Origin of the sequence: Cypionkella sp. TWP1-2-1b2, from assembly GCF_049896245.1 — a bacterium.
GTDB lineage: Bacteria > Pseudomonadota > Alphaproteobacteria > Rhodobacterales > Rhodobacteraceae > Cypionkella.
The window spans coordinates 124,766-149,587 of the sequence record NZ_JAFCTX010000008.1; the positions used below are offsets into that span (position 1 = coordinate 124,766).

34 protein-coding genes and 2 pseudogenes are annotated in these 24,822 nt (G+C 60.3%); 8 read left to right on the forward strand and 28 right to left on the reverse strand.

Features of this window, described 5'->3' with window-relative positions:
- Positions 1-99 precede the first annotated feature (99 nt).
- A complete protein-coding gene (locus ACP7AP_RS07510; protein ID WP_426033581.1) occupies positions 100-918 on the reverse strand; it encodes a sulfite exporter TauE/SafE family protein in 819 nt (272 codons plus the stop codon).
- Positions 919-1,076: 158 nt separating this feature from the next.
- Here ACP7AP_RS07510 and ACP7AP_RS07515 point away from each other — a divergent pair, with 158 nt between their 5' ends.
- The 3 genes and pseudogenes from ACP7AP_RS07515 to ACP7AP_RS07525 all read left to right on the forward strand — a co-directional run bounded on the left by ACP7AP_RS07515 (position 1,077) and on the right by ACP7AP_RS07525 (position 2,919).
- On the forward strand, positions 1,077-1,628 hold the full coding sequence (locus ACP7AP_RS07515) for a hypothetical protein (protein ID WP_426033582.1): 552 nt from the start codon (positions 1,077-1,079) through the stop codon (positions 1,626-1,628).
- A 183-nt stretch (positions 1,629-1,811) separates the two neighbouring features.
- Positions 1,812-1,997: pseudogene (locus tag ACP7AP_RS07520) on the forward strand (MFS transporter); the annotation flags it as partial.
- A gap of 64 nt (positions 1,998-2,061) precedes the next feature.
- Positions 2,062-2,919: an MFS transporter gene (locus ACP7AP_RS07525; RefSeq protein ID WP_426033583.1), complete on the forward strand. Its 858-nt coding sequence runs from the start codon at positions 2,062-2,064 to the stop codon at positions 2,917-2,919.
- Here ACP7AP_RS07525 and dusA read toward each other — a convergent pair.
- A complete protein-coding gene (gene dusA, locus ACP7AP_RS07530; RefSeq protein WP_426033584.1) occupies positions 2,895-3,872 on the reverse strand; it encodes a tRNA dihydrouridine(20/20a) synthase DusA in 978 nt (325 codons plus the stop codon). The two genes, ACP7AP_RS07525 and dusA, sit on opposite strands and share 25 nt — an antisense overlap.
- Positions 3,873-3,990: 118 nt before the next feature.
- On the opposite strand from dusA, the gene ACP7AP_RS07535 reads away from it, so the two are divergent.
- Complete coding sequence (locus ACP7AP_RS07535) at positions 3,991-4,311, forward strand: hypothetical protein (protein WP_426033585.1); 321 nt, start codon at positions 3,991-3,993, stop codon at positions 4,309-4,311.
- A gap of 98 nt (positions 4,312-4,409) precedes the next feature.
- Here ACP7AP_RS07535 and ACP7AP_RS07540 read toward each other — a convergent pair whose 3' ends face one another.
- The 8 genes from ACP7AP_RS07540 to ACP7AP_RS07575 all read right to left on the reverse strand — a co-directional run bounded on the left by ACP7AP_RS07540 (position 4,410) and on the right by ACP7AP_RS07575 (position 7,623).
- The gene (locus tag ACP7AP_RS07540) at positions 4,410-4,883 is read right to left on the reverse strand and encodes an ABC transporter ATP-binding protein (protein ID WP_426033586.1); all 474 of its coding nucleotides are present in this window, start codon (positions 4,881-4,883) and stop codon (positions 4,410-4,412) included.
- 17 nt (positions 4,884-4,900) lie between these two features.
- Entirely contained in the window at positions 4,901-5,173 is a 273-nt protein-coding gene (locus ACP7AP_RS07545; protein WP_426033587.1) for a hypothetical protein, read from the reverse strand.
- Between the two features lie 27 nt (positions 5,174-5,200).
- Positions 5,201-5,365 carry a hypothetical protein gene (locus tag ACP7AP_RS07550; protein ID WP_426033588.1) on the reverse strand — a complete coding sequence of 55 codons (165 nt, stop codon included), beginning with the start codon at positions 5,363-5,365 and terminating at the stop codon, positions 5,201-5,203.
- 147 nt (positions 5,366-5,512) lie between these two features.
- A complete protein-coding gene (locus ACP7AP_RS07555) occupies positions 5,513-5,821 on the reverse strand; it encodes a carbohydrate ABC transporter permease (RefSeq protein ID WP_426033589.1) in 309 nt (102 codons plus the stop codon).
- Positions 5,809-6,171: a hypothetical protein gene (locus ACP7AP_RS07560; RefSeq protein ID WP_426033590.1), complete on the reverse strand. Its 363-nt coding sequence runs from the start codon at positions 6,169-6,171 to the stop codon at positions 5,809-5,811. Before ACP7AP_RS07560 ends, ACP7AP_RS07555 begins: the two co-directional genes overlap by 13 nt.
- Before the next feature lie 241 nt (positions 6,172-6,412).
- Positions 6,413-6,823 carry a hypothetical protein gene (locus ACP7AP_RS07565; protein ID WP_426033591.1) on the reverse strand — a complete coding sequence of 137 codons (411 nt, stop codon included), beginning with the start codon at positions 6,821-6,823 and terminating at the stop codon, positions 6,413-6,415.
- 54 nt (positions 6,824-6,877) lie between these two features.
- Positions 6,878-7,327, reverse strand: a complete 450-nt coding sequence (locus tag ACP7AP_RS07570; RefSeq protein WP_426033592.1) for a hypothetical protein — start codon at positions 7,325-7,327, stop codon at positions 6,878-6,880.
- Positions 7,321-7,623: an enolase C-terminal domain-like protein gene (locus tag ACP7AP_RS07575; protein ID WP_426033593.1), complete on the reverse strand. Its 303-nt coding sequence runs from the start codon at positions 7,621-7,623 to the stop codon at positions 7,321-7,323. The genes ACP7AP_RS07570 and ACP7AP_RS07575 overlap by 7 nt, the downstream gene beginning before the upstream one ends.
- On the opposite strand from ACP7AP_RS07575, the gene ACP7AP_RS07580 reads away from it, so the two are divergent.
- Complete coding sequence (locus ACP7AP_RS07580; RefSeq protein WP_426033594.1) at positions 7,609-8,169, forward strand: FCD domain-containing protein; 561 nt, start codon at positions 7,609-7,611, stop codon at positions 8,167-8,169. The two genes, ACP7AP_RS07575 and ACP7AP_RS07580, sit on opposite strands and share 15 nt — an antisense overlap.
- On the opposite strand, the gene ACP7AP_RS07585 is transcribed toward ACP7AP_RS07580, so the two are convergent.
- The 16 genes and pseudogenes from ACP7AP_RS07585 to ACP7AP_RS07660 form a co-directional block, all read right to left on the reverse strand.
- Positions 8,170-8,961, reverse strand: coding sequence for a 3-methyl-2-oxobutanoate hydroxymethyltransferase (locus tag ACP7AP_RS07585; protein ID WP_426033595.1), 792 nt, complete (start codon positions 8,959-8,961; stop codon positions 8,170-8,172).
- Positions 8,846-9,319 (reverse strand): MocE family 2Fe-2S type ferredoxin, encoded by a 474-nt coding sequence (locus ACP7AP_RS07590; RefSeq protein ID WP_426033596.1) that lies wholly within the window; start codon positions 9,317-9,319, stop codon positions 8,846-8,848. Before ACP7AP_RS07590 ends, ACP7AP_RS07585 begins: the two co-directional genes overlap by 116 nt.
- Positions 9,279-9,638, reverse strand: a complete 360-nt coding sequence (locus ACP7AP_RS07595; protein ID WP_426033597.1) for a fatty acid desaturase — start codon at positions 9,636-9,638, stop codon at positions 9,279-9,281. Before ACP7AP_RS07595 ends, ACP7AP_RS07590 begins: the two co-directional genes overlap by 41 nt.
- A 9-nt stretch (positions 9,639-9,647) precedes the next feature.
- A pseudogene (locus ACP7AP_RS07600) lies at positions 9,648-10,648 on the reverse strand (DUF4432 family protein).
- 174 nt (positions 10,649-10,822) lie between these two features.
- Positions 10,823-11,272 carry a hypothetical protein gene (locus tag ACP7AP_RS07605; protein WP_426033598.1) on the reverse strand — a complete coding sequence of 150 codons (450 nt, stop codon included), beginning with the start codon at positions 11,270-11,272 and terminating at the stop codon, positions 10,823-10,825.
- A 154-nt stretch (positions 11,273-11,426) separates the two neighbouring features.
- Positions 11,427-11,735 (reverse strand): sugar phosphate isomerase/epimerase family protein, encoded by a 309-nt coding sequence (locus ACP7AP_RS07610; protein ID WP_426033599.1) that lies wholly within the window; start codon positions 11,733-11,735, stop codon positions 11,427-11,429.
- Positions 11,736-11,749: 14 nt separating this feature from the next.
- Positions 11,750-11,878, reverse strand: coding sequence for a hypothetical protein (locus ACP7AP_RS07615; protein ID WP_426033600.1), 129 nt, complete (start codon positions 11,876-11,878; stop codon positions 11,750-11,752).
- 131 nt (positions 11,879-12,009) lie between these two features.
- Positions 12,010-12,840, reverse strand: a complete 831-nt coding sequence (locus ACP7AP_RS07620) for a Gfo/Idh/MocA family protein (protein WP_426033601.1) — start codon at positions 12,838-12,840, stop codon at positions 12,010-12,012.
- Positions 12,837-13,925, reverse strand: coding sequence for an ABC transporter ATP-binding protein (locus ACP7AP_RS07625; RefSeq protein WP_426033602.1), 1,089 nt, complete (start codon positions 13,923-13,925; stop codon positions 12,837-12,839). The genes ACP7AP_RS07620 and ACP7AP_RS07625 overlap by 4 nt, the downstream gene beginning before the upstream one ends.
- A 1-nt stretch (position 13,926) precedes the next feature.
- Positions 13,927-14,223, reverse strand: coding sequence for a hypothetical protein (locus ACP7AP_RS07630; protein ID WP_426033603.1), 297 nt, complete (start codon positions 14,221-14,223; stop codon positions 13,927-13,929).
- Positions 14,224-14,229: 6 nt separating this feature from the next.
- Positions 14,230-15,018 carry an ABC transporter ATP-binding protein gene (locus ACP7AP_RS07635; RefSeq protein WP_426033604.1) on the reverse strand — a complete coding sequence of 263 codons (789 nt, stop codon included), beginning with the start codon at positions 15,016-15,018 and terminating at the stop codon, positions 14,230-14,232.
- Positions 15,015-15,518 (reverse strand): carbohydrate ABC transporter permease, encoded by a 504-nt coding sequence (locus ACP7AP_RS07640; RefSeq protein ID WP_426033605.1) that lies wholly within the window; start codon positions 15,516-15,518, stop codon positions 15,015-15,017. The genes ACP7AP_RS07635 and ACP7AP_RS07640 overlap by 4 nt, the downstream gene beginning before the upstream one ends.
- Positions 15,519-15,527: 9 nt before the next feature.
- Positions 15,528-15,902 carry a carbohydrate ABC transporter permease gene (locus ACP7AP_RS07645; protein ID WP_426033606.1) on the reverse strand — a complete coding sequence of 125 codons (375 nt, stop codon included), beginning with the start codon at positions 15,900-15,902 and terminating at the stop codon, positions 15,528-15,530.
- Entirely contained in the window at positions 15,899-16,759 is an 861-nt protein-coding gene (locus ACP7AP_RS07650; RefSeq protein WP_426033607.1) for a carbohydrate ABC transporter permease, read from the reverse strand. The genes ACP7AP_RS07645 and ACP7AP_RS07650 overlap by 4 nt, the downstream gene beginning before the upstream one ends.
- A 108-nt stretch (positions 16,760-16,867) precedes the next feature.
- Positions 16,868-17,206, reverse strand: a complete 339-nt coding sequence (locus tag ACP7AP_RS07655) for a hypothetical protein (RefSeq protein WP_426033608.1) — start codon at positions 17,204-17,206, stop codon at positions 16,868-16,870.
- Between the two features lie 6 nt (positions 17,207-17,212).
- Positions 17,213-18,460 carry an ABC transporter substrate-binding protein gene (locus tag ACP7AP_RS07660; RefSeq protein ID WP_426033609.1) on the reverse strand — a complete coding sequence of 416 codons (1,248 nt, stop codon included), beginning with the start codon at positions 18,458-18,460 and terminating at the stop codon, positions 17,213-17,215.
- A gap of 331 nt (positions 18,461-18,791) precedes the next feature.
- Here ACP7AP_RS07660 and ACP7AP_RS07665 point away from each other — a divergent pair, with 331 nt between their 5' ends.
- Together ACP7AP_RS07665 and ACP7AP_RS07670 are read left to right on the forward strand one after the other, a co-directional pair.
- Positions 18,792-18,917, forward strand: coding sequence for a LacI family DNA-binding transcriptional regulator (locus ACP7AP_RS07665; protein WP_426033610.1), 126 nt, complete (start codon positions 18,792-18,794; stop codon positions 18,915-18,917).
- A complete protein-coding gene (locus tag ACP7AP_RS07670) occupies positions 18,918-19,838 on the forward strand; it encodes a substrate-binding domain-containing protein (RefSeq protein WP_426033611.1) in 921 nt (306 codons plus the stop codon).
- A gap of 1 nt (position 19,839) precedes the next feature.
- Here ACP7AP_RS07670 and ACP7AP_RS07675 read toward each other — a convergent pair whose 3' ends face one another.
- Entirely contained in the window at positions 19,840-21,231 is a 1,392-nt protein-coding gene (locus ACP7AP_RS07675; RefSeq protein WP_426033612.1) for an SLC13 family permease, read from the reverse strand.
- A gap of 66 nt (positions 21,232-21,297) precedes the next feature.
- On the opposite strand from ACP7AP_RS07675, the gene ACP7AP_RS07680 reads away from it, so the two are divergent.
- The gene (locus ACP7AP_RS07680; protein ID WP_426033613.1) at positions 21,298-22,110 is read left to right on the forward strand and encodes a helix-turn-helix domain-containing protein; all 813 of its coding nucleotides are present in this window, start codon (positions 21,298-21,300) and stop codon (positions 22,108-22,110) included.
- A 195-nt stretch (positions 22,111-22,305) separates the two neighbouring features.
- On the opposite strand, the gene ilvD is transcribed toward ACP7AP_RS07680, so the two are convergent.
- Positions 22,306-24,144: a dihydroxy-acid dehydratase gene (gene ilvD / locus ACP7AP_RS07685; protein ID WP_426033614.1), complete on the reverse strand. Its 1,839-nt coding sequence runs from the start codon at positions 24,142-24,144 to the stop codon at positions 22,306-22,308.
- Positions 24,145-24,822: the final 678 nt, after the last annotated feature.

Genomic DNA, 24,822 nt, shown 5'->3' on the forward strand with positions numbered 1-24,822 from the left:
CAACCTAAGGTTGCATATGTTGATAAGCCGTAACCACGACACTGCAAGCCATTGATTCATAACGGCGCTAAATCTGTCCACGCGTGGACAAACCGCCTGCTACCAGCCCACAACCTTGCGCAGCATATTCAGGGCCACCAAAGTGATAAACACCGCAAACACCCGTTTCAACGGCTTGGGGTCCATCGCATGCGCCAGCTTCACCCCCCAAGGCGTGGTCAGCATGGTGGAGCCAATCACCACCAGAAACGCAGGAAGATTGACCGCCCCGACTGTGTAGGGCGGCGCGTTTTCAATCGGCACGAATAGAAATCCCAGCACCGAAGGCACAGCGATCAACACCCCCAACCCCGCCGCCGTCGCCACCGCCCGGTGGATCGGCACACCATAAAGGCTCATCAACGGCACCCCAAACGTGCCGCCGCCAATCCCCATCATCGCCGAACAAAACGCCAGCACCGAGGCCATGATCCCGCGCGTAGGCTGCGCCGGAAGCTGCGTGCCCAACCGCCAGCCAGGCTTGCCAAACGCCATATAGAGCCCCGCCAGCCCCGCCAGCACCCCGAACACCACCTGCAACACCACCGATTTCACCAGCGCCGCCACCAAAGTTCCCGCCAGCGCGCCCACCACAATATAGGGTGCCCAATCGCGCAGCATCTGCCAATCCACCGCGTCCTTCTTGTGATGCGACGCGACCGAGCGTGGCGAAGTCACCATAATCGTCGCCAGCGAGGTCGCCACACAAATCTGCATCAGTTGTGGCCCGTCATAGCCCAGATGGGTGAAGGCATAGAAAAACGCCGGCACCAACACGATACCGCCGCCAACACCGAGCAAGCCTGCGACCACTCCGGCCACCCCACCGATCACGAACAACAACGCCACCATCGGCAAAAGCGTGGAAATTTCGGGCATCGGTCGTCTCCTTGATTTAACGCAGCCTAGCGCGGGCGATGGGCGGTTCCAACCCGCGAAAGCCATCAATCATCGCACAGACGACGGCTTGTTTTCGCGGCATAAGTTGCGATCCTGTTGGTCTGTTGCCGCTGATACCCGCTTGAAAGTGAAACCACATGCGCCTGCATTTCGCGGCATTGATATTTGCCGTCACTCTGTTCCCTGCGTCATCCATCAGTGCCGATGATTATGATGGCAGCAGTGCTGCCATGGCCACAGACCTCGCCGATGTGCAGGCGTGCATGGCAAAAGCCGATGGCGCGGGTGATGCGGCGCGCGCCTGCCTCCACCGCGCCGCCGACGCCTGCGTCAAGCGCATTGCTGGCAACGTGTCTCATGCGGCAAAAGGGGCGTGTTTGCAACGCGAGACACGGATTTTTCAACAGCTTTATCGAGATAGGGTGATGATTGGGCTCGACTGGGCCTACCGCAGCGACGCCGATGAAGTCGATGCGCTACGCACGATTTCTGACAGGCTTCCAACCTTTATGGCGACAGAAACAACTTGGCAAAGCTACGCCGAAGCCGAGTGCCGAATGGAAATGCTGCAGTGGTCGAACGGCAACGCTGACATGGTGGCGCGTCCCGCCTGCCAGTCGCGGCTTTATGCCGAGCGTATTGCACTGCTGGACAGTTTGGCGAAACAGCAAGGCTGGATACGCCGCTAGCCGCTCAGCCATCATGATCTGTCGTTCTGGCCTTTCCCCTCCCAGCGATCCACGTTAAGCCTGACCCTTGTCCGACATTTGAGGTCACCCATGCCAAAATCCGTATCGCTGATGCGCTACTCGCTGATCCTTGGCCTTGTCGCCGCCGTCGGCCCGTTTGCGATTGATATGTACTTGCCCGCGATGCCGAAGATCCAAAGCGATCTCGCCACCACGATGCAGGCGGTGCAGTGGACGATTGTGGCGTATTTTCTGGCCTTTGGCGTGGCGCAACTGGTCTATGGCCCTTGGGCCGATCAAGCGGGCCGCAAGCCGCCGATGTATGCGGGGCTGGCGCTGTTCATGGTGGGCACGGTGATCTGTGCAGTGGCCCCAACGGTGGAAATCCTGATCTTTGGTCGCTTTATCCAAGGCATAGGCGGGGCGGCCCAACATGGTCGTGCTGCGCGCGATGATCCGCGATCTGGCGACCGGAGCCGATGCCACCCGCATGATGTCCACCATCATGATCGTCATCGCGATCTCGCCGCTGCTGGCGCCACTGTCCGGCTCGGCGTTGCTGACATTTGGCACATGGCGGCTGGTGTTCTGGGCGCTATTGCTGGCGGCCACACTGAGCTTCTTCCTGATCTATTTCATGGTGGATGAAACCCTGCCGCCCGAGAACCGCCAACGCTTTGATCTGATCACCATGCGCAAGGGTCTGGGCGTGTTGTTCACCGACCGGGGCTTTCTGGCGATGACATTCTTGGCGGGCTTTGCTTTCGCCAGCTTTTTTGTGTTCATCGCCTCGGCCTCGTTCGTCTACACCGGGCAATTCGGCCTCAGCCCCACTCAGTTCTCACTGGCCTTCGCCATCAACGCGTTCGGCTTCTTCGCGGCCTCGCAGTTTGCTGCCACCATCAGCCGTAGGGTTGGCGCGAAGAAGATGATCGTGCGGGCGACCACGGGTTTTGCGTTTGCCACCTTCGGGCTGTTCGCGCTGGCCTTGCTCGGCTTTGCCAACCTTTACGTCACCATCGCCGGGCTGTTTTTGGCAAACATGTTCCTTGGTGTCGTGCTGCCCACCGCGCAAGTGCTGGCGCTAGAAGAGCAAGGCGAACATGCGGGCTTGGCGGCGTCTTTGGGTGGCACAATGCAGATGGTCGCAGCGGGGGTTCTGGTGGCGGCAACCGGGCCGTTGATGGATGGCACCGTGGTGCCGATGCTGGGCGCGATCGCTTTGTGCGGCGTCATTGCCTTGGTGCTGTCGCGGCTGATCCCGCGTCACGCGGCGGTGGCAGTGGTCTGAAGTTCGGCCAAAGCGGCATCCAAAACGTCCAACCCCGCGCCGGGTTTGTTCGCGCTTTCCGACAACACCCGACGCCAACCCCGCGCACCGGGTCGCCCGGTGAACAGCCCGAGCATATGGCGGGTGATCTGATGCAAGCGCCCGCCCTGCGCGATGTGATCCAGCATATAGGGCCGCATCGCCTCTACCGCGCCGAAGGCATCCACGCCAGACGTCTCGCCCCACAACGAATCGGCCCCCACCAAAACCGAAGCCGGATCGTGATACGCCGCACGGCCCAGCATCACCCCATCCAAGCCCTGATCCAGCAGCGATTGCGCTTGGGCAAGCGAGGTGATGCCGCCATTGATACAGATCGTCAGCTGAGGGAAAGCCGCTTTCATCCGCAGCACAAGGTCGTAGTTCAGCGGTGGAATCTCGCGATTTTCTTTGGGTGACAGCCCCTTCAGCCAAGCCTTGCGCGCGTGTATGATGAAATGTGAAACGCCCGCCGCAGAGACTTTTTCGATGAAATCCGGCAGCACGGATTCGGGGTCTTGATCATCGACGCCAATGCGGCATTTCACCGTCACTGGCACATTTGCCTCAGCGATCATAGCCGCGACACAGTCTGCGACCAGCGCAGGACGCTCCATCAGCACTGCACCGAAACACCCCGATTGCACGCGGTCTGACGGGCAACCGACGTTCAGATTGATTTCATCATAACCCCATGCGCCCGCAATCCGGGTGGCCTTTGCCAGTTCACGCGGATCTGAGCCGCCGATTTGCAAGGCAATCGGATGCTCCTCGGCGCTATAGTCCAGCAGGCGATGTTTCGGGCCGTGCAGGATGGCGGCGGCGGTCACCATCTCGGTATAGAGCATGGCGCGGCGGCTCATCTGGCGATGGAACATGCGGCAATGCCTGTCTGACCAGTCCATCATCGGGGCCACCGACAGGCGGTACGCCATCGAAGGATCTGTGTTTTGTGCCATGCCTTGCAAGGTTTAACCCGTTGTTAGCCGACCCTACGGCGATGCAGCGGGCAAAATAGCGCTGTGGGGCCAGAAAGCCAAGCCGATTTGACGGATGGCGTTTGCGCCATGCGATCAGCGCAATCTTGCGCCTGCGGCATTGAACAGGCGCGCGGATCGGATCGAAATGCAGATCAAGCGTGGCTTCGGGCCGGGCCGTGGTTTCACGTTGCTCGGCCACCCCGGCCTCACCACGCGCAAGACCGGCGCGGATACAGACGGTCGCCCCCATCTTTTCGACCATTTCGACCGTGACAGGCAACCGGATGCCCTTGGCTTGATCCAGATGCTCGGGCCAGATGCCGAGTTGGGCGGCTGCCGAATTCGATGGATGCTTCAAGCGCGGGCGGGGCTTGCAGAACTGGCAACGAGGTAGCGATGCCGCCCAGATCAAGCCCAGCAGCCGTCACTGTGACGGAGAGAAAATTCATCCGGGGCGCGCAGATGAAGCCCGCCCCGCCCGCATTGTCAGGATCATAATAAAGCTGCATCGGGGGGGCCTACCTGCTCCACCCGCCCCGCCCGCAGCACAACGATCTGATCGGCCAGCGTCATCGCCTCGGTCTGATCATGCGTTACATAGATGATCGTATTGCCAAGCACTTGGTGCAGCTTGGCAATTTCCACCCATGTTTGCAGCCGCAATCCGGCGTCGAGGTTGGACAGCGGCTTGTCGAACAAAAACACCTGCGGATCACGCAATATGGCGCGACCGATGGCGACGTGCTGACGCTGACCGCCCGACTGCGTTGCAAGCTTGCGCTCCAGCAGCGGCTTCGGTTGCAAGATCGCGGCGGCTTTGGTGAGTTTTTCGGCAATCGCTGCCTTTGGGCGAGGCGCGGTCCGCAAGCCAAAGGTCATATTCTCTGCCACTCTCATATGCGGATACAAAGCATAGGATTGGAACACCATCGCCAGCCCCCGCGTGGCGGGGTCGGTATCATTCATCCGTTGACCGCCGATGTTCAACGTGCCCGAGGTGATCTCCTCCAACCCGGAAGGAAAAACACAGTATAGGCGATGATCAGCCCGATCCTGGTGTTGATCAGATCCAGCGCCAACATGGTGCGGTAGAACGGCACCAGCACCACCTGCTCCGGGATCATCAGGCTGGCAAGAATGACGATGAACAACGCCAGCCGATAGGGAAACCGCAGCATCGCCAGTGCAAACTTGGCCATAGAGGAGGTCAGCAGCAGCAAAGCCACAGCCCCCGCCGTGACCATCACCGAGTTCAAAAGATATTCGCCCAGATGCGACCGCGTCTATGCGGCGGAAAAGTTTTCGAAACTTGGAGCATCGACCACGCCGAAGCGGTCCAGAATATAGCCCTTATTGGTTTTCAGCGGGGTGTTGACGGTGAAGAACACCGGATAATGCAGGACAACGCCAGCAGCGCCATCGGCATACTCGCCGCGCGCAGCAGCCATTTCTCACGCCGATTGCGGATTGCGGACTGCCATGCCTGCACCCTTATGTATTCGCATTATGCGACATGATGCGGATCTGCACATGGGCCAGTCCCGCCATGCTCACAAACAACACCGTCGAAATCGCCGAGGCATACCTGGGTCGGTTCATCCTGCCCTGCTCCATCCGACCAGAAATTCCGGCAGCGTCGTCGCCGTCGCCGGCCCGCCTGCGGTCAGCACATAGATCACGCCGAACATCGTGGTCAGCACGCCGATGGTGGTGACCACGGCGACAAATTCCAGAATTGGCCGCATCGCGGGCAGGATGACGTGCCACCAGATTTGCCCCGGTTTGGCACCGTCCAGCCGTGCTACCTCAACCAACTCACACGACACCGTGGCAAGCCCCGCCATGAAGATCAGCACCGACATGCCAAACGTCGCCCAAAGCTGCACCGCGATCAGGCAGGCCAATGCCGTGGCCCCGATTCCAGCCAGTCCACCGCCTCGATTCCCGCAAATTTCAGCGCCGGATTCAGGCTGCCGTCATCGCCCAGCACAACGTTGAAGATCGACCCGATGATCACCGCCGACAGCACAGCCGGAAAGAAATACCCTGTGCGGAACATCTTGCCGCCCGGCACGCCTTGGTGGATCAGGATATCCAGCAGCAATAACAGCATCACCCAGACCGGCAGAGTTGCCAGAAAGATCAGCATGTTGATCAGGCCGTCATGAAACGCCGCATCCGTGGTCAAAGCCCGGTAATTCTCAAGCCCGACAAACGTCGCACCGCCCGCGCCGTTGCCTGAGGTGAACGACAACAAAACCCCCAAGCCAATAGAAGCATGCGGCAAATCGCAACCAGTGCGACAGCGGGCAGCACGAACAGGATCGCTATGCGTTGCTCAGAGCGGTTTGCCATGTACTGCGTCTTGCGATTATACCGGGCCGCCCCACACGGGCGGCGGCTCAAGGGGTTAGTCCAAGCCTACTGCCGCGCGGCTTTGCCGACCCATCCATCGCCGCCGCCGCTTCCGCCACGGTGGTCTCACCATTCAGCAACTACTGGCTTTGTCGGTGGATTGCCTTCAACTCTTGCGCCGTGGCATTGGTATGCGCCATCGGCACCACATCCGTTGCCAGCCCGCTAAAGATCGTCTTCGCCGCTGGGCTGGTCACCGCTGAAGTGTCCATCTTGGTGTTCGCCGTCACCGCCCCCGCATCGTTGAAGAACACCTGCAACACCTCGGGTGCAGCCAAGGTTTTGGCGAATTCCACCGTCAGATCGACATTCGGTGATTTCATATTTACCGCATAGCCAATCCCCGCCGCCGCCGGAATTTTCGCGGCCATTCCACCGGGCGCAGGCAACAGGAACACGCCGAGGTTTTCCGCCCCCAGCATCTTATCAAACGATTTCGAATGCGCCACGTCCGAGATCAGACCGCTGGTGTTGGCACTCTCGCCGCGCATGAAGCCCTCGTATTCATTGATGAATTTCGCGGTGGAATTGGTCCCTTTCGGAAATCACCCTGCCGCATTGGCGTCAACCCAAGATTGCAACACTGCCAAAACTTGCGGAATGCGCGATACCGGCGTACCCGCCGCGAAATCGGCCTTGTCTTCTGGCGTCCACAGGCTGGCGGCAATCGCCGAGAACAAGAACTCCATCCCGAAGCCCTCTTTGTGACCCAAGGCGATGCAGGGGACGGTGCCCTGCGCCACAAAGGCCGCGCAGATTTTGCTCAGATCATCCCAGCTTTTCGGCGGTGTGTTGAGGTCCAGCCCCGCCGCCGTGTAAATCGCCTTGTTGCAATACACCACAAAGCCCTGAATGGTCAGCGGACTGGCGTAGATGCCACACGCGTCAGAAAACTCCGGCAAGCCCGCCAGATCGGCCTTCATAGCGCCGATCTTATCGTCCAGCTTCACAGCGTTTTCAAACCGCGCCCGCGCCTGCGCGCCGCCGTTCAGCAAGAATAAATCCGGCCCGCCGCCAGCCAATCAATCCGCATCACGTCCGAGACATGGCCATGCACGTTCAGCAGATCGGTGCCCTCCGCCGCCAACAGCGCGCGCTTGCCCGAAATACCCAGATACTCACCCGAATTGATCTGCTTCCAAGGTGTCGCCTGCCGCAGCCTCCGCAGCCCCACGAAATCATGCCGCAGGATGGGGTCTTCCACCCACAGCAGCTGAGGCCCGGCATCACGAATGGCTGTAATCTTCATCAGCGCCTCTTTCGCAGACCACACCTCATGCGCATTCACCATGATCTGCGCGCCGGCTGGAACCACCGCTTTCAGCAACGCCAACGGCCGTCGGAGGCCGAGGGCGTGCTGACCATCCACCCGCGCTCTGGCATCCAATGCGTGCAGCCGTGGCTGGAGTTAACCCGCGCCACCTATCAGTTCCGCAGCATCATCGAACGCGCCGCCGTGCGGGTGTTTACCGAGACTGCCGACGAGTCCCTGCTGGAAACCCTCACCACCTGCCACACCGCCCTGATCGCGCGTATGGAGGCGCAGGGCGTCACGCCAGACGGTCTGGCCGAAGTCGATGCGGTCGGGCAACTGATGCACGCCTCGGTGATTGGCATCATGCATAACCCCTTGATCGACATAAGGTATCGCCGAATGATGAACGACCTGCGGCTGCTGCGGCTGGACCGCAAATTCACCGCCCCGATCATCCTGCGCACCCTGCGCGAGCATATGGAGATTTTGGCCGCCTGCACCCGCCGCGACGCGGATGCGGCAGAGGCAGCGCTACAAGTGCATCTGCACGCGGCAATCCAGCGCAATATAGGCTTTATGTGATCAGGCGATCAGTTTCAGAAACGCCGCCATCTCGTCCGAGTTCATTGCCACAACATGCTGCGGCTCGGGGTAAGCCCCCGAGGCCACATCGGCAATGAATTCCCGATATGCCGCGATCTGCTTTTGCTGCAACCGATCAAATTCAGCCGCGAAGTTGCGATACACTTTGGCATGGCGCGGCAGGTGGCCGCGGTTTTCGCCAAGGATATCCTCGGAAAACAGATCTTGCACATCGCAGCCCGGCCCCGCCCCCAACGACCACAACAGGATATTCACCCGGCGGCTGATCTCGGTGGCAACTTCAACCGGCACCACCTCAACCTCCACCGCGAAAGCCCCTGCGGCTTCATAGGCCTGCACCTCAGCCAACAGCGCCACCGCCGCATCCGCCGTCTTGCCCACCGCCTTGAAGCCCCCGGTCCAAGTGTTGCGCGATGGCACCAGCCCGACGTGCCCCACCACCGGGATATGCTCATCCGCCAAAAACTTCACCGTGGCCAGACTGCCCGAGCAATAGATCGCATCCGCGCCTGCGTTCAGCATTTTCCCCGAAAACCGCAGATAATCCCCGCGCGTGCCAGCCGAGCGGTGATCCACCCCGGTCATCGAAAACAGACTGGGGGCAACCTCGCGGTAGCGTGGATGGCTGACCAATTCCGGCGGCACCGAGACCACATCAATTCCCGCCTGCTCTGCCGCCGCCGCTTGTTCCAGCGTGAACAGCCGCAGCATGGTCAACTGACCCTTGCCCTTTTCCGCCCGCAAATCGGCAACCGTTGGTTTCTTGCGCATGCCTCTGTCCCAATTTAATTTCAACGCGACCGCCCACCACCCGCATCGCATAGCGCTTCAGATCGACGCAGACGGGCGCGCGCAATGCCGCCCCCGTCCGGTAATTAAATCGCCCATTGTGCTTGGGGCACTCGATGGTATCGCGATCGACCAAGCCATTGCAAAGAGTCATCTTTTCATGCGTGCAAAGCCCATCTGTGGCGTGAAACGTGCCATCCGGTGCGTGATAGATCGCATAGGTTCCGCCACCATGATCAAACCGGATCAGGTCTTCCGCGTCGATGTCATCCAGACCGCAGGCATCAGTCCAGGCCATATCAGACCCCTTCACTGGCAATTTCAATGTCATGGAACGCATCGCGGTAAGGCCGCGCCGTCGCGGGCAGCGCCTTGCGCGCACAATGGGTCGGGTCTTTGCGCTGTCGCAGCAACGCCCGCGTCATCTCGATATAGACGGCGTAAATCGAGGCGTTCGGCGCGGGCAGATCATGCTTGATCACCTCATGCAGACGCGGCAGCGCGTGATAGGGCACCATCGGGAACATGTGATGCTCAACGTGGTAATTCATGTTCCAATACAGCCAGCGGCTGACCCTGTTCATATACACCGTGCGCGAGTTCAAGCGGTGATCGACGACATCTTCGGCCAGCCCACCATGCTGGATCAGCCCAGTCATATACATATGTCAGCAACCATAAATCTGTGGCCCGCCAATTAGCATCAGCGGCAGACACGTTTGCAAGCCAATCGTCAGCAGGATCGTCACGGCATATACGCCAATATGCAGCCGCGCCCAAAACACCGCCTTATACCGCTCGGATTCAGGAATATCGGTCTTCTCGCCCGCATTCAGCCCAACAAACGCGTGCCGCGCCAGCGTGCGCAGATCGTAAAATATGAACGGAATACCGATGAAATTCAGCGCCGCCATCACGATGCGCGGCGGGCGCATGAAGCCGATTTCGGGGTCAAGCCCGACGATGATCGTATTGGTGTGATGCCGCGCATGGCTCCACCGCCATGTCGTCGGGTTGCGCATCACCATGAAGCTGGCGATCTGATACCCCACGCCCTGCGCCTGATACCGCGCCTTGTGCGCAACCCAAATCACATCCCTGATCGGCGCCAGATAGTGCGCACCTTCTTCCAACACCGGATGCCCGTTGTTGATATGGTAGAACATCATATGCGGGGTTTTCAGGAAGCCTTCATTCACCACGCGATCAGACAGCCGGATTTCATCGCCCCCACATCGGCCTCAATCCGGCGATAGAGCACCAGATTTTCACCGAACACCGTCGCCTGAGACACCACGCCCTCGGCCCAAAGCACGCAAGCGTCGCCGTCCCAAGCCTCGCCATACCCCGTCAGCCGCGCCGGAATGGTGAAAACCCGCCCATGCAAGCCATGGCTCGCCGTCTTGCGTCCCGGATAATTGTAACTCTCGGTTGAGACCACCTCCGGCCCCAGAATATTATCCAACCCGCAAGTCACCAGAAACACCGAGAAACTGCGTGCCCAGCCAAAGCCGCCCTCGCCTTCCGCATCATGCAGCCCCAGATGCCGAAACCCCGCAGCCGAATGCCAACCCACAGCGCGGCCGTTATGCTCCACCTCAGCAATATCCATCGCCCGGTCCACCAGTACAGAAAACCGCAAGCCTGATCCGGTGCGTAATTCCAACATCCGCAGCCCACGCTCCAATCCATCGCCCAATGTCACCAACTGTACGCCAGCGAACTGGCCCAGCGTGCCCGCATGGGCCGCAACCTCGCCCCGCGTTATGGATTTTCCGTATAGCTGCGGCACGCTGGCCTCCTGCAAAATCGGGCGGCGCACCACAGTGCCGCCCGCCTGTTCTCAAAGCCCGTGGGCCGTGAATTTACCGTCCATGAAAGCTTTCGAGCGCGGCACATCGGCCTCGTCCAGATGCTCGACGATCATCGGAATGTTGGGATGCTTTTTCGCAAAAAGTTGCAGGTACAGATCGTAGTTCAGCGATCCCGTCCCCGGCGCGTTCAGCACGATCTCGCCCACACCGCGGAAGGTGTGCGAGGCCAGCGCCTCATCATCGCAAATATCCGCGTGCTTTTCAGATTTATCATCGCCCGCCCGCGCCACATCCTTGGCATAGGCGATCTTGATATTGTCCGACAACGTGTCGAACACCTGATGCAAAATCCCGTCCATGTTATCAATGTTGTGCGATTCGAAGCAGGTGCTCGGGTCCATCAACAGCCCCAGCCCCGGATGATCGACCTGCGCAAACATCTTCACGGTTTCCTCAACCGAGCCCACGACGTTGTTCACCTAGGTTTCCAGCAGGAACATCGATTCGTGATCATAGGCTTCCTGCGCCAGTTCCGCGATGATCTTGCGGCACATCTCAAAACCTTCCTCGGTCTTGTTCTTCAAGTCCGATATCCACTCGGATTTGGTTATACGTCCCGGTTTCCGAGATCACTTAGAGCGTCCCCAGCGCTCGCGCGTCGCGGATGATTTCTTTCAGACGGTCCACATTGGCTTTGCGGTGCGCCAGATCGGAGTGGATGATATTGGTATAGCCCGAGATGCAGCTTACGGGGAGATCATGCGCGCGGAACGTGTCGCGGACCTTTTTGCAGTTTGCCGCCGTCAGGTTGCCGTGGCTCAGGTCAATATCCTTGAAATGCAAATCCAACTGCACGGTGCTAAAGCCGTGGGCACGGATTTTGCGTGCCGATTCTTCCAAGCCATACGGGAAATACCCCGAAAAAATACCCCGTTGCATCATGGTGGGTATCTTCCTCAGTGCATTGAAACTTCAAACAATTTGACGCTGCGCGCTTCGGCGATTGAACGGTAGCCCGCCTCAATCAACGCAACCGTCTTGACGTTATCGGGCACCGACAAGGCCGGTGGCGTGCCGGTTTTCACCGCATGTTACCCTGCTCCATCACGCCAATGAATGCCTGCAGGAACCACATCGTCTCCCATGTCGGCGTCAGCCATTTGCCCCCGGTGGCGGTTTGCGAGGCATAGGTCAGCGTCGATGCCGCTCCGGTCGGTCAACCGATCGTCCCCTTCGCCACCCCTGCCCTGCCTTCCACCCGGAAGGTGATGCTATGGTCATTGTCATAGCCTTCGGCGCGCGGGCCGGACCACACATCCTCAAGACTGACCGCCAAAACACCGGATGCGAAACGCAGCGTGGAAACCGTAATCCCGTCCGAATGTTCAAACACCGTGCGCGGGTCTTTGCGGGTTTGCGTGGTGATCTCTACAGGCTCGCTGAACAGAAAGCGCAAAACATCCAGATGATGCACCGACATATTCGCCAGCGTCAGGCGGTCGTAGCCTTCCAGAAACCCCTGCCAATGCGGGATCGCGTGCATGTCGATCTGCGCGAACACGATCTCGCCCAGATCACCTCGGTCTATAATCTGCTTCAGCACCCGCATCGACTGATCAAAACGCATGTTCTGGTTAACGCTGAGAACCTTGCCCGCCTTCGCCGCCGCATCGCGCAAAGCAATCGCATCGGCGAGTGTCAGCGCGAGCGGCTTTTTTGCCAAGATCGCCTTGATATGCGGCTGTCTCAGCGCGGCACAAATCAGCGCAGGCTGCTGGTCCGGCGGATAGGCAATGTCCAAGACCTCAATCGAAGCATCCGCAATCAGCGCCTCTGGCGTGGCATGAACCCTCGCAATCCCCCACCGCTCCGCCACCGCAGCGGCCTTGCTTTCGGTCCGGCTGGCAATCGCGCCCACCTTGAACCCCGCCTCGTGGTAAGCGGCCAGATGGCACTCCGCCATGATCATGCCCGCCCCAATGCAGCCGATCACCATATCATTGGTCCGCACCACCGGATCGGGCTGAAACCCCAAAGTATCGCTCATATCCTGTCCCCTCCCAAGGATGGGGCTGCGGATTTTGGCAGCGCCTCAGCCCCGGCCCCGAAATACATCACGCGTGCGGGATCACAGCCGAGGCCCACGAGCTCCCCCACCCGAATATCCGGCTGCCCGCGCAGCATCGCCCGCAAAGGCTGCGCGCCAGCGGTCAGAGTCACCACGGTATAACCGCCGAGCGGTCCGACCTCGGACACCGTGGCAGGCACCCCCGCGCCACCTTGCCAAGCCGACACCCGCAAATCCTCTGGCCGCAGCCCCATCTCCGCCACACCCGCCTGAGCCACAGCCGAAACCTGCAACGCCCCCGCCGCCGCCTCAAACCCCGCGCCCGTCGCCTGCACGGGCAAGATGTTCATCACCGGGCTGCCGAGAAACCGCGCCACATAAGTCGTTGCCGCATGGTCATAAATCTCCACCGTGCGGCCAATCTGCCGGATCGCGCCCTGCTGCAAAATCGCCATCCGGTCGGCCACCGACATGGCTTCCTCTTGATCATGCGTCACATAGATCAGCGTCCGCCCCGCCTCGCGCTGGATGCGCTTCAACTCCACTCGTGTTTCTTCCCGCAGCCGTGCATCCAAAGCCGAGATCGGATCATCCATCAGATACGCCGCCGGATCGCGCACCAAAGCCCGCGCAATCGCCACCCGCTGCCGCTCGCCGTCCGAAAGCTGCCCCGGCATCTTGTGCAGGGTATGGCTGATGTGCAGCTTCTCCGCCGCATCCTTCAACCGCGCCTCAATCCTAAAAGGCGCTTCGCGGCGTTCCACCAGTGGAAACCGCACGTTACCCGCCGCCGTCATATGCGGGAACAGCGCTAAATTCTGGAACACCATCGCAATGTTGCGCGCCGCTGGCGACACCTCGTTGACAGCCTTACCGTCAATCAAAATCTCACCGCTATCGGGCTTTTCCAGCCCTAGGATCAGCCGCAGGATCGTGCTTTTTCCCGACAGCGGCGGCCCGAAAAAGCAAAAAAATTCATTGTCCGCCACAGTGAAGCTGGCGTCATCCACCGTCAAAGTGGCCCCATAGCGCTTGGTCACATTGTGAAAGGCAATCTCGGCCATGTCAGTGCCCCCTCAAAGCAGCACCGGAGGCGGCATCGAACAGCCGCACAGCGCTTGGGTGCGGTGCGAAATTCAGCGCCCGCCCGAACTCAAACCCGGCGTCATTTTCAAACGCCGTCTTGGCCGAAGCCGCACCTTCGCCCAGGTGCAGGATCGTCCGAGACCCAATCCGCTCGACAAAGCTGACCTTCATCGCCATGCCCTGCCCTTCGCCAACCAGCGCCGCCTGCTTTGGCCGAAACCCGAACACCACTTCGCCCTTGGCGCGCCCTGCCGCCGCCGCCTGCTCCGGTGACAACGGCAGCTAGTGCCCCAAAACACCCAGATCAATCGCCATCTGCCCAGCCACCTCTGTCGGACGCCCGTGCCGCAAATTCATGCCTGGCGAGCCGATAAACCGCGCCACAAACAGGTTCGCCGGATCGTTATAAATCTGCAGCGGAGCCCCCACCTGCTGCAACACCGCGTGGTCCATCACCGCAATCCGGTCGGCCATCGTCATCGCTTCCAACTGGTCATGCGTGACGTAAACCATGGTCTGCTTGAAGCTGCGTTGCAGCCCCTTCAACTCGGTCCGCATCACCGCCCGGAACGCCGCATCGACATTCGACAAAGGCTCATCCAGCAGGAAAATCGCAGGCTCCATAATCGCAGAGCGCCCAATCTCCACCCGTTGCAGGATGTTCACAGACAGCCCCGCCTCAGGTCGATCCAGCATCGGCGTCAGTTGCAGCAATTCGGCCATCGCATTGGTGCGCCGCACCATTTCATCGCTAGGCCGCCGCGTCGCTCGCAAGCCGTAAGACAGATTCTGCCGCACTGTCATATGGGTGAAAATCGCGTAGTTCTGAAACACGAACCCCACGCCACGCCGCCCCATCGGCACCCCCCCCATGTCGTGGTCACCAAACAGGATGCGCCCCTCTGACGGAGTTTCCATCCCCGCGATCATGTTCATCGTGGTGGATTTCCCACAACCCGACAGCCCCAGCAACGCCACGAACTCGCCATCCGCAATCGTCAGATCCATCGTCTTCAGCGCGGTAAAAGCTCCGAAGCGTTTCACCAGATTTTCCAGCCGGATCATGCTCATGCCCGAACCCTCGCCATCCGCTTCAAGGCCCAGACACAGACGACCGACAGCACGATCAGGATCGAAAGCGCAATCGCCGCGACATAGCCCCAGATCAGGTCTTGAGTGGCGATTTTGTAGATGTAAACAGAGATCGTCTCCGTCGCGACCCCCGGCCCGCCGCCGGTCATAATGAACAACGTATCGAAAATCTTGAAACATTCGATCACCCGGATCGCCAGCGCGATGCCGATGATTGTCTTCATCCGGGGCAACACGATCAAGGTGAACCGCTGCAACGGATTGGCCCCCAGCAAAGTCGCCGCCCGCACCTGATCTTCCGGCACGCCAACCAGACCGGCCAGCAAAATCAGGAACATCAGCGGCGTCCATTGCCAGATATCCGCCACCATCACAGCCACCAAAGCCAGCGTCGGGTCCGACAGCCAAGCAATCGTCACCGGGCTGCCCATGAACATCGACAGAATGTCATTCACCGGCCCGCCTGATTGGAACAGCATGAAGAACATTTAGCCAGCAACGGCAGGCACCACCATCATCGGCATAATCAGGATCGAGTAGAACACCCGCTTGCCCTTGAAGTCATCCACGAACAGGGTGGCTAAGCCCAGCCCAAGCATGAACTCTATCGGTACGCAAATCGCCATCACAAACGCCGTGCACCCCAGCGCCGCCCACAGCCGCCCATCGCCCAACAGGTCGCTGTAATTGGCAAAGCTGTTCCAGAACTGCCACGCCTGCGGCCAAGATTGCCCCGACAAACGCGACCAATCGGTTAGCGAAATATAGGCCTGCATCAGCAGCGGAAACACCGAGATGAACAGCACCAGCACCTGTGCGGGCAAGGTCAGCCGGAAACCCAAATGTGCAGATTCGTCCTTCATTGTTTCAACGCTCCAAACGTCAGCCCGCGCACCGGATGCTTCTGAATCAGCACGCCAAGCACCACGGGGGGAACGGCAGCCATCAGCCCCAACGCGGCCTTCGCGCCATAAAGCTGCCCGGTCATGGATGAGGAAAGCGAGGCCATATAGACCGCAATCGTCACCCATTCGCGCATGGTCAGCAGCAGAGCGATCAGGTAATCCGACCAATTCAGGATGAACACGAATAAAGCCGCCGAGGCTAAAGGCGCGCGCATCATCGGCAAAGTGATCCGCCAGAACACCCGCGCCCGAGAGCAGCCCTCGACCAAAGCCGCTTCCTCAATCTCTTTCAGCATGTCGTCGAAAAAGGTTTTCATCAGCCAGAACGCGAAGGGCAAGGTCACAATGCCATACACCAGCGCCAGCCCCCACCAGGTATCGGTCATGTTAAAAAACGCCCACATGATCATCACCGGGGTCATCACCGCCATCGGCGGAAACAGCCGCAACTGCACCAGCGCCAAGGGCAAATTGCCGCTCGATCCAAACCGCGACAGCCCATAAGCCGCCGCCGTCCCCGCCGTCATCGCAATCACTGTGCCGATGCCTGCCGACAAAAAAGATGCCAAAATCGGCTTCAAAGCGGTGCGATCCAGTGCCACGATCAAATCGGAATTGCTGACGCCAAACACATAGCGGAAATTGTTCAAGGTCGGGGCTTTTGGCCACCATGTCAGCGCCGCCCCGGTCGCTTGCCACTCCGGGATCGGCTTAAACGCCATCGAGGCCATCCACAGGATCGGGATCAGCGTGACGGCCACCGCCAGCAAAATCATCGTATATCGAAATGCCTCAAAGGCCAGCGAGCGGGTCATATCAGGTCCAAAATTCCATAAATTCGGTCGGCGCGCAGGGTCCGCGCCGACCAAGGTGGTTTGCGGTTCTCCGCAAACCGCCAAAGATCAGGGTTAAAGCGGGAGGGCCTAAACCGGATCAAGCACCGTCGGCCTAGCCGCCTTGTTGGCCTTGATCGCCTCGATAATCTTCTCCTCCCCGGTGCGGCGAGTGATCTTCGCCCAAGCATCGGCGGTATCCGCCATCGCCTGCGCTGCCGTCTTGGCCCCGGTCAAAGACGCCATCAGGTTCTCATCCAGCGCATTATGAAATGCCGTGGCACCCGGATAGTTGATCGTGGGCACCGTGCGCGCCACCGTCTCGTGTAAAATGTTCATGTGGTAGGCGTGATAGGTTTCGCGCACCAACGGATCGGCAAAATTGTTCAGAGAGAACGGGTCAAAATAGCCGCCCGGATTGGCCGTCATCCACGACTAAATTCGCGCAGAACCCAGCCATTGCAGCAACAGATACGCCACCTCAGGATATTCCGACTGCGCCGACACCATCCCCGTCAGGCTGAACCAAAGCACCGAGCGGCTGACGATCTTACCATCCACTTCCGTTCCCGGCGGCAGCATCGAGCCGATCTTGCCCGTCACGGTCGATCCGGTATTCCCGGCATTATCCAATAACTTCGGCAGGTTAGAGAACGCGCAGGTCATCGCCGCCCCACCGGAAGCGAAATTGCCATACTGCTCCGGCCAGCCCCAGTTGATCGCATCTGGCGAGTGGTGCGACAGGCTTTCGATACATACTTGCATTGCTGCCATGCCGTTTTCTGGATTGATCAGCGGCACGCCATCATCGCCAAACAAGAACTGGTTCGGCGAGGCCATTGAGGTAAAGCGCTGATACCAGTGGGTATAGCCCCAGCCTTGATTGCGCAGATCGGTGGACCCAAACAGCCCTTTGTCGGGCGGTTGGAAGAACGCCGCCACATCGGAATGCTGCTTCCATGTCTTCGACGGGGCCAGTTCGTAGCCGTATTTATCCTTGAACGCCGCCTGCTCTGCCGCATCGCCGAACAGATCGGTGCGACACACCCAGGTCTGGAAATCGCCATCCAACGACACGCCATAAGTGCTGCCGCGATATTGGTTCAGCAAAGCCACGCCCTGCGCGCCGTTGACATAGCCGCGCTCGGGGTCGTCCCACTGCGGTTTGTGGGCTTCTACGTAGTCGTTCAGCTTGGCAATGCCGCCGGATTCCGCGCGGTCCCCAAGACGGTTCCAATCGGTCGAATAGATGTCATTGGCCCCACCAGAGGTGGAGATATCCTGCATCGTCTTGGTAAACTCCTGCCCGTTCGGCAGCCCGACGATCTTCAAAGTGATCCCGGTTTCCTTCTCCCACAGATCCTTGATGCTGGGCGCACCTGCCGGAAAGGCTTCGGTCAACTGGCCAATCGAGCCATCCGACAAAGCCATCACGATCTTGGTCGGGGCCTTAACCGCGCCTTTCAGCGACTTCACCACCTCAACAGCCCGGCCTTCCGGCGTATCCGGGCCATATTGATAGCGCTCTGCCCCCGGAAACCCGGTTGTACCGCCTATCATCCCCGTAGCCAGCGCATCCGCGCCCTCGGCCCGCGCCGGGCGGATGAAGCGCGGCGCAATCCCGATTGCCGCGCCATAAACCGCCAGCTTTCCTCCGCTCGTCAGTAACTGACGCCGCGACATGCGACCTGTGCGATCCCTGTATCCCTCCCAAGACAGCAAAGCCCATGCGCTGATGCGCCTGAATGATGTTTTGTGATTACATCAATTATTTCTTAAACATCATAAAACGGCAGTTCGATCATGAGGATTACGGAGCAGTGGCAAGTGTAGCACGGAATACTGGATATTATACTGATAATGCTCAATACTTGTCCATCACACCGACGCCAGAACCCCGAAGAAAAAATATCAGTCACACCCGATCATGGCATCAATCAATCGAAATACATCATTTATAGATCGCTTTTTCAATGGCACTAAGGTCCAACCCAACCAAAGCGACCCAAACCGCATGAACAACCAAACCCCGATGCCGAGCGCCACCCTGCAAGACGTCGCGCGTGAGGCCAATGTCTCGTCCGCCACGGTGGACCGCGTGCTGAATGGCCGCGAAGGCGTGCGGGCGCGCGCCCGCTAAGTGGTTTTGCAAACCGCGCGGCGTTTGGGCTATATCTCGGACGGCAGTGTGCCCAAAATCCCCGCCCAGACCGCCGCCACCCTCCAACTTGCGTTCCTTCTGCCTGCCGGGACCAACGCCTTCATCAACGCCCTACACCAGCAGATCGAAACACACGCTGCCACTCGCCCCGATCTGAGCGTGAAAATCAGCCACATCGAGGGCTTTAACCCGCAAACCGTCGCCGCCCACCTGGTGGCGCTGAAAGACCAAGCCGCAGGCGTCGGCCTGATCGCACAAGATCACCGCCTTGTACGCGAAGCCATCCGCTCCCTTGCCCAAAGCGGCAACCAAGTGCTCACCCTCGCCACAGATATCCAAAGCGTGCCCCGCCTCGCCTATGTCGGCATCGACAACCGCCAATCCGGGCGTCTTGCGGGGCAGTTGATGGGCCGCCTGCTGCCCAAAAACCAACCCGCCAAAGCCGCGCTGTTCGCAGGCTCGCTCGCCTACCGCGGCCATGAGGAACGCGAGATGGGCTTCAGCCACATCCTGCGCGAAGAATTCCCACATATTCAAATCCTGGAACTGCGTGAGATCATGGACGACCGCCAGCGCGCGCTGGCGCAGACCAGCGCCTTGCTCAATCAACACCCCGACCTCGCCGCGATCTACAACGTCGGTGGCGGCACCTCGGGCAATGCCACCGAACTCCGCGCGCGCGGGCTGGAGCATCGCGTGGTGTTCGTCTGCCACGAAGCCACCGAAACCAACAAAGCCTTGCTGCTGGACGGCACCGTCGATGCGGTGATCGACCAGAATCCCCATGTTGAGGCGCGCGAGGCCCTCAACCTGCTCACCGCCGCCGCGCGTGGTCAGCCCTACACCTACGTCCCGCCCCGCCTGCAACTGGTGCTGCGCGAAAACCTGCCGGACGAGTAACTCAAATCCACCCCAACAGCCGCCACCACAGATAATCCAGCGGCAGTAGCATTACCAAAGTCACCGCCGCCAAGCGCCACAAAATCCGCGCCAAAGCCCTTAGGCTTTCCCCAGAAAGCTGCATCGCCACCACCAAAGGCGCCACCTGATACGGTAGCAGCACGGTCGAAAACCCCACCACCTGCGTCATCAACACCGCCTGCAAACTGAATCCGCTCGCCGCTGCCAAATCCTGCGCCATCGGGGTCAGCACTGAAGGCACGCTCGGCACCGTCGTCACCAGACCCGTCAGCATCGACATCAGTGACAGCGAGGCAAAGTTCGTAGCCGTCCCACCGGGATGCAGCGGCAGCACAGCTTGCAAGCCCTGCCCGATCAGCGCGCCAAGCCCCGAAGCGTTGACTAAAGCCCCCACCGCCAGCGCCCCCGCCACAAACAGCAGCAGCCCGAAATCCACCGCAGCCTTGAACGCAGCCGTTGAGACCACGCCAAAGCCGGGGCTCAGCAACGCCACCGCCGCCGCAAGCCCGACCCAAGCTGCATTCACGCCGTGCAGCGAATCCGTCATCCACAACCCCAGCGTCACCAGCAGGACTGCCGCCACCCGCATCTGCGCCGATCTGTTGGCCGGGACCAAAGCCGCCGCAGGTTCCACCACATGCGGGGCCACCTCCGCCGGAAACATCCGCAGCACCATCCACGCCGTCAGCGCCGATTTCACCAAACCCAGCACCGGATAATGCAGCCAAAGATAGGCAGTATAGCCAAAATGCGCGCCGTAAATCGTCTCGGCCGCCCCCGACAGCACCATGTTGGGGATATTCGCGGGCAAAATCGCAAAGCTCGGCATGTTGCAGGCGATGGCCAGCGTCACCGCAATGCCAATCCGCCCCTTCGACCCCGGCTGAAATCCGGCCCGCTGCGCGAGCGCCATGCCAATCGGCACCAGTACCACCGCCCGACCCACCGAAGACGGCATGATGAACCCGAGCAGCATCGCCACCAGCGTCAGCCCAAAGATCATCCGGGCATAACTGCCGTCCAACAGCGGCCCCAACACCCGCGCCAGCACCACGCCCAAACCCGAAGCACTGATCGCCGCTCCAATCACAAAACCCGAAATGATCAGCCACACCGCCGTCGAGCCAAACCCCGCAAACACCAGATCAGGCGGAGCCAGCCCAAACACTAAGACCACCGCAAACAGCAACAGGCTGGCGAAGTAACTCGGCACCACACCGCTGGCCCAAAGCCCTAGCGTCACCAGTACTACGGCCAAAATCTGCGCTTGCTGTGCGGTTAATCCCGCAGGCGGCAACAGCGCCAACCCCAGCGCCACCAGCACCAAGCCCGCCACCAACCCAAGTTTTACCAAAAATCCAACCCGCTGCATCGCCCGCTCCAATTTGCCAATGCAACCACCCTAGCCGAAACCGCCGCTATGCGTTAGACCACCATTATGCCAGAATATATCGCTGATACGCCAAACCACGCCCCCAGCGCCACTGGCTTCCTGCGTGACCCGGCTCGCCCAATCCTTGCCTATGGCCGCACGATGCAGCCACAACACGGCATCGCCCCCCACCATCACCCCCGCGCGCAACTGCTGTGGGCGCTGCGGGGCGTGCTGCGCATCCATGCCGCAGAGGCCACATGGATCGTGCCCGCCAGCCATGCCGTCTGGATTCCCGGTGATGTGCCGCACCAAGTGCAATCGGATACCGAAACCGATATCCGCAACCTCTACATCGACCCCACGCTTCCCCTGCGCGCCGCAAACCAGACCTGCGCCGTCCTGACCCTGACCCCGCTGATGCGGGCGCTGATCCTGCGGCTGCACAGCGAAGACACCGCCGCAGCCTTCCCGCCCCGCCTGCTGCGCCTGACTGCAGTGATCGCTGATGAGATCGAAACCCTTTCTGAGGCTCCGCTGCATCTGCCCGGCGGCCACGATCCTCGTCTTATGCGCCTGACGCGCCACCTGATCAACCACCCCGACGATCCAAGCTTGCTGCCCGACCTCGCCCGCAGCATCGCCGCCAGCCCCCGCACTTTAGAGCGTCTGTTCCGAACGGAGACCGGCCTCAGCTACCGCCAATGGCGCGCCCGTCAGCGCCTGCTGCTCGCCATCGAGCGGCTGACCCTCGGCCAAAGCAGCGCCACCATCGCCTATGCCTTGGGCTACCGCAGCCCCAGCGCCTTCACCGCCGCCTTCAGCGCAGAATTCGGCACCCCACCGCAAAGCTTTCTGAAACACGCAGTCGCGCAGTAACAGCAGCGCAGTGAGCCCCCGAAAAACCGCCACAACTAACCCATAGCTGCGCGGCACGCGTTTTGATCGGGAAAGTCCCTAAAGTTTATCTAAAATTTTCATCTTGGCAAAAATACTCCACAGGTTTGCCATTGGTCCGAGAACCAATGGCATGGGGGATGTGAAATCCCCGGCGCTTCCTGCAGCAAGCCAACCTCACTCGCCCGGCAACCGCCGCACAGCCCCGGTCGCCGCCGAAGTCGCAAACAAGCCATAAGCCCGCAACGCCTGACTGACTTTCCGCGCCCGTGGCTTCACAGGCTTCCAGCCCTTGGCATCCTGCGCCGCCCGCCGCACTGTCAGATCGGCCTCCGACACCGCCAAATGAATCGTCCGCGCCGGGATATTGATCTCAATCCGGTCGCCTTCTTCCACCAGACCGATCAACCCACCCGACGCCGCCTCAGGCGAGACATGCCCAATCGACAGACCCGAAGTCCCGCCCGAGAACCGACCATCCGTCAGCAGCGCACACGCCTTCCCGAGCCCCTTCGATTTCAGATACGAGGTCGGATACAGCATCTCCTGCATCCCCGGCCCGCCCTTCGGCCCCTCATAGCGGATCACCAGTACATCGCCTTCCTTGATCCAGTTCGACAAAATCGCCTCGACAGCGGCGTTCTGCGACTCAAACACCCGCGCAGGCCCCGCAAACACCAAGATAGAATCGTCCACCCCAGCCGTCTTCACAATGCAACCCTCAGGCGCGATATTCCCCGACAGCACGGCCAAACCGCCATCCTGCGAAAACGGAGTCTTAGCCGAACGAATAACCCCCTTCTCGCGGTCCGTATCCAGCTCCGCCCATTTCCGGCTCTGACTGAACGCCACTTGTGTCGGCACCCCACCCGGAGCCGCCAAGAACAACTCCCGCACCTCGGGGTGGTTCGAGCGCGAGATGTCCCAATGGTCAATCGCCGCCCCCAACGTCGGCGCATGCACCGTCGGGCAATCTCGGTTCAATAGCCCCGCCGCATCCAACTGCCCCAAGATCGCCATGATGCCGCCTGCGCGATGCACATCCTCCATATGAACGTCCTGCTTGGCGGGGGCCACCTTGCACAACACCGGCACCTTGCGGCTCAAAGCATCAATATCGCTCATGGTGAAATCCACACCACCCTCATGCGCAGCCGCCAGAATATGCAGCACGGTGTTGGTCGAGCCCCCCATCGCAATATCCAAAGCCATCGCATTCTCAAACGCGCCCTTGCTGGCGATGTCGCGCGGCAAGAGCCCCGCCTCATTGCCCTCATAATGCCGCTTGGTGATATCGACGATCACGCGGCCCGCCTCAAGGAACAGCCCCTGCCGCGCCGAATGCGTCGCCAAGGTCGAGCCATTCCCAGGCAAAGACAGCCCCAAAGCCTCGGTCAGACAGTTCATCGAATTGGCGGTAAACATCCCCGAACACGACCCACAAGTAGGGCAAGCCGCCGCCTCAATCTTCGCCAGATCCTCATCCGACACCGACTCGTCCGCCGCCGAAACCATCGCATCCACCAGATCGAGCGCCAGTTCCTTGCCGTCGATCACCACCTTGCCCGCTTCCATCGGTCCACCCGATACAAACACCACCGGAATGTTCAGCCGCATCGCTGCCATCAGCATCCCCGGCGTGATCTTGTCGCAATTTGAGATACACACCATCGCATCCGCACAATGCGCGTTCACCATGTATTCGACGCTGTCCGCAATCAACTCGCGCGACGGCAGCGAATACAGCATCCCGTCATGCCCCATCGCAATGCCATCATCCACCGCGATGGTGTTGAATTCCTTGGCAACCCCGCCCGCCCGCTCCACCTCGCGCGCCACCATCTGCCCGAGGTCCTTAAGATGCACATGCCCCGGCACGAACTGGGTAAACGAGTTCACAATCGCAATGATCGGCTTGCCGAAATCGCCATCCTTCATCCCGGTCGCCCGCCAAAGCCCGCGCGCCCCCGCCATATTGCGGCCGTGAGTGGTGGTTCTGGAACGATAAACAGGCATGGCTGATCCTCATAGCTAGACGTCCCGCGAGCGCGCGGAAACTCGGCAAGCCCTTATTGACCCTACGCGCCGCCCGCTTCAAGAGCGCAATCGCAAACCGAGCCTCGAGATGACCAATATTCGCGCAGTTTCCCCCCCACCCCCACGCCGCCCCGGACCCGATCCGGGGCCTCAACGCCTGCGCAACAGAGGGCAGCACCCGACCTCAGGAGGACGCGCCAGCAAACTTCTGCGCACTCTATCTCCCCACCACCACGCCGCCCCGGACCTGATCCGGGGCCTCATACAAGCGCAACAGAGGGAAGCGCCCGACCTCGGGAGGACGCGCCAACAGAAGTTTGACGCGCTTTATCCCCCAACCCCTCCCCCAGAACTTCTGCTGGCACCCTTGGCAATCGCGCCCTCCCGGCGGGAGGTCGGGCGCGGCCCGGCGGGCTCCGCCCTTGCTTCCGGGCAAGGAAAAGAATGCGTAACCTTGGCCCCCCATTGGCTTGCTGTTCACTACAGAGGGGTTGCAGTTGTGTTGATCATGTATGTTCGATCCGGTACGTATGCTAAGTGTTCCATCCCGGATGATCACATAGACCCTCGGCGCTCTGCGTTTTTCATGGCAAGATCGATCCTGAGGGACATTCGAAGCGGGGTTCGGGCATGTTGATCCATCTTCACAAGCAGGCG